The sequence below is a fragment of the Brooklawnia sp. genome (genome assembly GCF_049651565.1).
Lineage (GTDB): Bacteria > Actinomycetota > Actinomycetes > Propionibacteriales > Propionibacteriaceae > Brooklawnia.
Genome location: NZ_JBASCI010000068.1, coordinates 1 through 7,077, shown reverse-complemented (window position 1 = coordinate 7,077; position 7,077 = coordinate 1). Strand labels below are relative to the sequence as shown.

Genomic DNA, 7,077 nt, shown 5'->3' with positions numbered 1-7,077 from the left:
GGCCAGTACCACGCCGCGCCAGTCCCGGCGCGGCCTGCCACCGGCCACCAGCGGCGGACGGGTGCGCAGCGGAGGCTTGATCAGCACCGTGAGCACAAGTCCGGCATAGAGCAGCGTGTAGGTCACTGCCAATTGCGCACTGGCCACGGTTCCGGCACGGTTCAACACGATCAGGTAGACCAGCAGCGCCGCCGCGCTGAGCAGCACTGCGGGCGGCAGCACGAACCGCATCAGGATCTGGCGATAACTGGCGCTGGACACCGCCCCGTGGCTCGCGCAGAAAGGCAACACCAGCGACGGGATTGTCACAGCGAGGATGCTGATCAGGGTGCCCTGACCCGACAGGTAGGGAAACCCCACGCTCGTCAGCCTGACCGCCACGATCAGAATGGCTGAGCAGACCACCAGAACCAGGTTGAGCTTGATCACGTCAAGCAGCCCGCGCACCATCGCCTGTCCCCTGTGCAGCACCCTCAACAGCACGGTGGGGGAGTTGTGCAGCAGCACGATGTGGGCGGTGTCCAGCGCAGCCTGGACGCTGGCGGCCTGCGCCACCGCCAGGTTCGCCTCGTGCAACGCGTCCAGGTCGGTCAGCCCGTCGCCGACGACGGTGACCCGCTTGCCGCTTGCCCGCAGCAGGCCGACAAGCCGGCCGACCTGGTGGGGGGTCAGGCCTCCGAACAACCGGTACTGGTCGACCGCGCGCACCCATTCGTCCTCAGGTATCCGTGCCAGGTCGCCCCTCGACAGGACCCTCTCGGCGAACCAGCGGCGCTCGTCCTCGATCGACAGCCCGGATTCGCGCAGGGCAGCCAGAACCTGCTGTGGTGGTTCTGTTGAGAAGAGCTTGATCCGTACTCCGGACGCCACGAAGTCGCGGACCAGCTGGAGCGCCTCTGGACGCATTCGTCGTCGGTACTCGATGGTGCACAACGGGATCAGACCGTCTGGAAGCCGAGGCGCGCCCTGGTCGTCGACCAGCGCGACGTCGTTGGGGCGGTAGGCCAGCACCAACCGGTTGACGCTGCTGTCCTCGGGCTGGTGGTCGCCGTTGGCCAGTAAGCCGGGGCCGGCCAGCACGAACAGGTCCGGATCGTCCTCGAAGGCCAGCGCTGTCCAGCCGAGGGTGGCGAGGTGCGCCGCTTCGGTCACGACGGTGCGTTCTTCGCCCTCGAACGCCTTGGCGAGCGCATCCGAGATCGGTGTTCGCACCGAGGTGCTGCGGGCGATGTCGCCGACCAGTTGCCGAAGCTGTGGCGGCGAGGGCCAGTCGTCGTCCGGCGGTTGCGGCGCCGGCGTCAGGTCCATGGCTGCACCCGACAGCAGCCCGACATCTGTGAAGCAGATCACGTTCGACTCGGCCAGCTCCTCGACCGAACGTGCGCTGCGCACCAGCGCACCGGCCCTGGCCAGGCTGGCGGTGCCGGTCGAGTAGGTGCTGACGATCATCAGGTACAGCCCGGTGGGCAGCAGGCTGAAGATCACCGGTGCCGCCTCGACGAAGGCATCCACGGAGGCGCCGACGTCGAGCCGGAGGTACTTGGCCAGCAGGATGGCGGCATAACTGAGCACCACCAACAGCAGCACATTCAGGATCCGGGCGATCGTGCCTTCCAGCGGAGTTGGTCGCTCAGTCGACACTGTGGAGCCACTGATCCGGGCGTGGATCAGCCGGTCGCGGCCCACCCGGTCAGCCAGGAATTTCGCCCGGCCCGACAGGCAATAGCTAGCTTCCTGCGTTCACTTCGTCGCCGACCTGGACCCGCCGCCAGCCGCGTTCACCGGTGACCATCGACGTGTTTACGATCATGCTGCCGTCCACCACGTGACCGTCCACCTGGAACTGGTCGCCCGGAGCGATGACCAGCAGGTCACCCTGGACGATCTCGTCGGCGCCAATGCTCTTGACCCGGCCATCACGCAGCACTGTCGCCCGGGGCCGAAGGTTCTCCTGCAACGCGTCGATCCGGCGCCGTGCCACCGCCTCCTGAACCGCCCGGATGGCGAGGGTCGCCACTCCCAGCAGCAACGTCAGCACAGCACCGACCCACTCGCCCATCAGCATCTGGATGAGCGCCAACCCGATGATGTTGAGGTGGAAGATCGTCAGCACACTCTCGCGTCGCAGCGCAGTGCGGGTCCTCGACCGCTTCAGTCGCGTGGTGTTCTGCTGACCGGCGGCCAGTCGTGCTTGAGCCTCGGCCTCGGTCAAGCCGCCGGCAACGACCAGCCCCATGGCGATTCCCGTCCTCGAATACCGCAGCGGTGGCGCAGCCGCCTCGCGGTCAGGCGTCACTCGGTGTGGGTGCCCAGCTCCTGCATCAGTTCGGCCTCCTCCTGCTCTGACAACGACGACTTGAGCACCTCGCCACCGAACTCGCTCATCCCGGCCGCGAACTTGTCCTCGGTGATCTTGCTGGCCATGATCACGACCGCGGCCTTGCCAGGCTGCAGCATGCCGCGCACCCGGTCACGGAACGCCTTGTTGACCCCCGACTTGCTCAGTCGTCCCAGCACCGCACCCCACAGCCCGCCAACGACCATGCCGAAGGCAGGAACCAGGAAGAGCAACCCGAGGATGAAGCCCCACAGCGCGCCGGAGGCTGCCGAGGTGCCGACGATCGGTGCCGGGGTGTCGACGTGCTGCTTGCCGTCCGGGTCGATCCGGACCACCGCCAGACCGGTCAGTTCGACGATGTAGTCGCTCTTGAGCTGCAGGACGCGCTGGTAGGCCCGCTCCGCGGTCTCGTGGTCCTGGTAGCCGATGATGATCAGTTCCGACATGGTGATCCCCTCTGGCCGGCACCGGCCGGCAACTGGTCGTGGTACGTGGTATCAGCCCAGTCTAGTGGCACCCCCGCGTCCGCGCACCACCCACGGAGGGTGATCCGGGGACGCATGGGCAGGTCAAGGATCAACCATCGACGGCGAGTCCCTGGGGAGGAATCATGACCAACGCGACCGAGAGCAGGATCACCGGCTACCTGAAGAATCCCCGGGTCTGGTTGGGAGTGGTGATCGCGGTGGTCGTCATCGCGTTCATCGTGCAGAACCGTGACCCGGTGGTCAGCAACCTGTTCGTGCTGGAGTTCACCGCCCCGGCCTGGCTGACCCTCACCGTCGTCTTCGTGCTCGGCCTGCTGACCGGATGGCTCACCGCGCGCCGCAGGTGAGCCCCGCCGGGGAAGAGGAGTCACTGATGGGACAGTTGCTGGTCCAGGTGGACGCCGAAGGCGTCATCTCCGACGACCTGCGCGCCGAGTTGGCCGGGGTGCTGGCAGGGCAGCAGGAGGCCGACGTGACGATGCTCAGCGGGGTGGTGCTGGACGCCGCAGCGTTGATGGGCCTGCTGCACCGCCTGCACCATGCCGGGCTGAGCGTGGTGAGCATGGACGCCGTGCCGGCGACCGAGGACGATGCATCCTGGGCCCTGGGGACGCTCGGTGAGGTGCTGGTGACCATGGACCTGAGGGGGATGCTGGACGACGTACTGGTCTCGTTGCTCGGCGATGGCCAAGTGGTCGACGAGTTCACCACCACCACGATCCGGTTCCGGCTCGCGCCCGGAGCCGCCCTGGCCCAGTTGCTCAACCGGATCGAGGCGCTCAACCTTGAACTGGTGCACCTGAGCGTGCACCCGCCGTCCCGCTAGGCGCATCAAGCGCGCGTCGGGTAGGGGTCAGCGGGCCCGGCCGTACGCTTTCCGCCCGAAGCGCCGGACAATGTACGTCAAGACCCCCAGAGGCGGGCACTTTCCGTCCCCGTGCGGGGATCGTGCCCCACCCGCAGAGTGCGGACAGATCGACGCCCTGTCCAGCAGGCTGCTAGACCGGCAGGACGCGAACCCGGCCGCGGGTGGCGAACGAGTCGTCGTCCAGCAGGTGGCCAACGTGCTTGGGGGTACGGGTGACCAGGGTGCGGTCCTCGATCACCACGTCGCGCAGCCTGGCGTCCAGGGCCTCCTCCAGACGCTGCAGGTCACCCAGCGAGCGCAGCCAGAAGGTGACGGCCAGGTTGTAGCGGCCGACGATTCGGGCCACCATCCGGGTCTCGCTCATCCGGCCCAGTTGGGCGGCGATCTGACCGACCCGGCTCGGGTGGACGGTCAGGAAGTAGTAGGCGAAGATCGGGAACGGGGTGAGCCGGCGGGCCAGGTCGACGCGGATGACCAGATCGCCGGACGTGGTCATCGCCGACAGGAAGTCGCTCACCCGACGCTTCGACAGCCCCGACCGCTCGGCCAGTTCGGTGATGGGCCTGCGGACGTCCTGCGACAGCAACTCGATCACCGCGGCGCGTTCTTCGCGGGTCAGTTTCGCATCTGCCTCCCCCCGGGGCGGCCACGCCCGCAGCGCCGACTCCTCGGTCTGCGACAGGGCTCTGGGCCGCCAGACGCTGGCCTCCGCCACCAGCTGCGAGACGTGGTGGGTGCGCAGCGCGGTGATCCGGGGGTCGCCCGCCCAGCGCCATCGTCCACGCGCTGGTCGCGTCGATGCTGCGGCCGACCAGGGTGACGATCAGGCTGCGGCCGCTGGCGGTCAGGTCAAGTGCCACCACGCCCGGGTCGGTCTCCAGCCGCTGGACCATCGCGGGCACCGCCGATGGTGCGCAGTCGACCTCCACCAGGGCCAGCGAGAGCCGGTTCTGCTCCAGCGGGGTCATCGCCGTGACGTAGACGTAGCCGTTGTCGACCAGCCGTCGCCAGCGACGCATCAGGGTGGCGGCGTCCACCCGGAGCACCCCGGCGAGGGTGGTCCAGGGGATCCGGGCGCGGACCTGCAACGCGTGGATCAACCTCAGGTCGAGCTGATCGACGAGCGAATCCTGCACGGGGTTGAGCCTAACAGCACCAATCCTGCATGGCGCGACGGCGATCGTCGTCCCCCGCGTAGCGTGGAGACGCTTGGCGATACGCCGCCTGACAAGCGGTTCCATGCCCTAGGACGGAAGTGACCACGACAAATCCAGTCAACCAGACACGCTTCACCGTGCCGCAACCGACCGTGGCCACGGTGGCCCGCCCTCGCGTGCTGCGACTGTTGGACCAGGCCGGCCGGCACCCGGTCACACTGGTCACCGGCGGTCCGGGAGCGGGCAAGACGCTGGCGGTCGCCGACTGGGTCCGACAGGGACACCCACCCGGTCCGGTGGTATGGGTCACCCTCAGCTCGCGCGACGCTGACGCCCGCAGGCTGTGGGCCGCGCTGCGCGCGGCGGCCCGAACCGGACTGGGTGAGGAGATCGCTGACCGCGGCGAACCCCAGGTCGCCACGGACCCCGAGCTGGCGCTCGCCCTGCTCGCTGCCCTCGGCCGTCGCGAAGCGGTGCTGGTGCTGGACGACGTCCAGCTCATCGAGGACGGCGACTCGCTGGGGCTGCTGGAGGTCGCGGTGCGCAACCCGCCCGGCGGCCTGCACCTGATCCTGATCTCCCGCCACGACCCTGCGTTGCCGCTGCACCGGCTGCGGGTGGCTGGTGCACTTGGCGACGTCCGGTCTGCCGACCTGGCGTTCACCACCCCGGAGGCCGAGGCGCTGTTCCGGACCCGAGGTCTGCGGCTGCCGGAGGCTGGCGTCGCCCACCTGACCGGCATCACCGCCGGATGGCCGTCCGCGCTCAGCATGGCGGCGATGGCGCTCGCCGACACCGCCGACCCGGCCGCGGCCGTGGCCGACTTCGACGGCAGCAACACGCTGGTCAGCGAGTACGTGATGGACGAGGTCGACGCCATGCCGGCCGGACTGCGGAACCTGCTGCTGGCGACCAGCGTCGTGGACGAGATCTGCGCGCCGCTGGCCATCGCACTGACCGGCGACCCGCAGGCCGGCCGACTACTGCACGAGCTGTCGGCCGAGAACTACTTCATGTTGTCGGGCGCCGGATGGTACCGGCTGCACCAACTGGTGCTGCAGGCGCTGCGGGCCCGGCTGCTGGCCACCGACCCGGAGCGCGCCCGCCGGCTGGCCCGGCAGGCGGCGTTGTGGTTCGAGGAGCAGGGCGATGGCCTGGAGGCGCTGCGATTCGCGATCGAATCGCGCGACTGGGACACCGTCGGCGCGGTGGCCGTCCGCTCGGCGCTGCAGACCGCCTTCGCTGCGGGTCACGGCGCCATCGATTCGTTGCTCGCCCAGGTACCACAGGTTGTTGCGATTGGACGACCGGAGCTGCGGATCGCGCTGGCCTTCGCCGACCTCGACCGGGCAGAGCTGGCCAGCGCGTCCGCACACCTGAAGTGGGCCGAGCAGGAACTGCCGGGCCTGCCCGCAGACCGCTGGGCTCCGGCGACCCTCGCCTTCCACCTGGTGCACGGCATGCTGGCCTACCTGCGCGGCGACGTGGCGGCGATGCAGGAACACGGCAGCAGGGCCGAACAGGTGCGCAGCCACGCCGAGACGCCCGCCGTACCGGGCTGGGGTCAACTGCCCGGTCTGGCAACCAGCCTCCTCGCGGTCGCCGAGCTGTGGTCGGCGCGGCCGGACGCCGCGGTCGGGATGATGGGCTGGGCGATGACCGGGCAGGGTGGGATCAGTTCGCAGGGCTACCTCGCGCTGGCGCTGGCGGCCCAGGGCCACCTGCGGAGGGCCCGCGCCGCCGCCGAAGCGGTCCTCCGCCAGGACGACGAGACCTGGGCCTCCTTCCACCAGATGGGCCCCGGCTGGCTGGCGCTGGCGCTTGCCGCGTGGCGGCAGGGCGACCTGGCGGGGGTGGCCGAGGCGGTCACCCGCGGAGCAGCGGCCAATGCCGGAGGCAGCCCGCTGATCGCCGCCGGGTTACGCCTGGTCGCCGCCCAACGATGCCTCCAGTCGGATGACCTCAGGATGGCCCGGCAGGTCTTCGTCGAACTGGACGCCGAACTCGCCCGCAACCCGCGGGTGCCCTGGCTCGCGGCGATGCTGACCAGTCTCGGGGTCGACCTTGAGCTGGCGGCCGGTTCACCCGAGCGCGCCCTCGCTGTGCTGGCCCGCCATGACGCCGCTGGCCCGGCCGCTGACCAGGAGCCGTTCGTGGCGCTTGCCCGGGCCCGGCTGCTGCTTGCCGGCCGCCGGCCGGCGCAGGTGCGGCCCACCCTGTCAGGGC

Annotated in this window: 7 protein-coding genes and 2 pseudogenes; 4 read left to right on the top strand and 5 right to left on the bottom strand. The window is 69.6% G+C overall.

Features of this window, described 5'->3' with window-relative positions:
- The 3 genes and pseudogenes from WBL05_RS03325 to WBL05_RS03315 form a co-directional block, all read right to left on the bottom strand.
- Positions 1 to 1,719 (bottom strand): annotated as a pseudogene (locus WBL05_RS03325) (hypothetical protein); the annotation flags it as partial.
- A gap of 7 nt (positions 1,720 to 1,726) precedes the next feature.
- A complete protein-coding gene (locus tag WBL05_RS03320) occupies positions 1,727 to 2,236 on the bottom strand; it encodes a hypothetical protein (RefSeq protein ID WP_424223719.1) in 510 nt (169 codons plus the stop codon).
- A 56-nt stretch (positions 2,237 to 2,292) separates the two neighbouring features.
- Entirely contained in the window at positions 2,293 to 2,784 is a 492-nt protein-coding gene (locus tag WBL05_RS03315; RefSeq protein WP_424223718.1) for a DUF1269 domain-containing protein, read from the bottom strand.
- 164 nt (positions 2,785 to 2,948) lie between these two features.
- On the opposite strand from WBL05_RS03315, the gene WBL05_RS03310 reads away from it, so the two are divergent.
- Both WBL05_RS03310 and WBL05_RS03305 read left to right on the top strand, forming a co-directional pair.
- Entirely contained in the window at positions 2,949 to 3,173 is a 225-nt protein-coding gene (locus WBL05_RS03310; RefSeq protein ID WP_424223717.1) for a LapA family protein, read from the top strand.
- A gap of 26 nt (positions 3,174 to 3,199) precedes the next feature.
- Positions 3,200 to 3,652, top strand: coding sequence for a hypothetical protein (locus WBL05_RS03305; protein WP_424223715.1), 453 nt, complete (start codon positions 3,200 to 3,202; stop codon positions 3,650 to 3,652).
- 172 nt (positions 3,653 to 3,824) lie between these two features.
- Here the strand turns inward: WBL05_RS03305 and WBL05_RS03300 are convergent, their stop codons facing one another.
- Positions 3,825 to 4,409: an Lrp/AsnC family transcriptional regulator gene (locus WBL05_RS03300; RefSeq protein WP_424223722.1), complete on the bottom strand. Its 585-nt coding sequence runs from the start codon at positions 4,407 to 4,409 to the stop codon at positions 3,825 to 3,827.
- An 83-nt stretch (positions 4,410 to 4,492) separates the two neighbouring features.
- On the opposite strand from WBL05_RS03300, the gene WBL05_RS03295 reads away from it, so the two are divergent.
- Entirely contained in the window at positions 4,493 to 4,675 is a 183-nt protein-coding gene (locus WBL05_RS03295; RefSeq protein WP_424223720.1) for a hypothetical protein, read from the top strand.
- An 11-nt stretch (positions 4,676 to 4,686) separates the two neighbouring features.
- Here the strand turns inward: WBL05_RS03295 and WBL05_RS03290 are convergent.
- Positions 4,687 to 4,935: pseudogene (locus WBL05_RS03290) on the bottom strand (AsnC family protein); the annotation flags it as partial.
- 92 nt (positions 4,936 to 5,027) lie between these two features.
- On the opposite strand from WBL05_RS03290, the gene WBL05_RS03285 reads away from it, so the two are divergent.
- Positions 5,028 to 7,077: hypothetical protein (locus WBL05_RS03285; RefSeq protein WP_424223714.1), on the top strand; the 2,050-nt coding region annotated here is incomplete at its 3' end.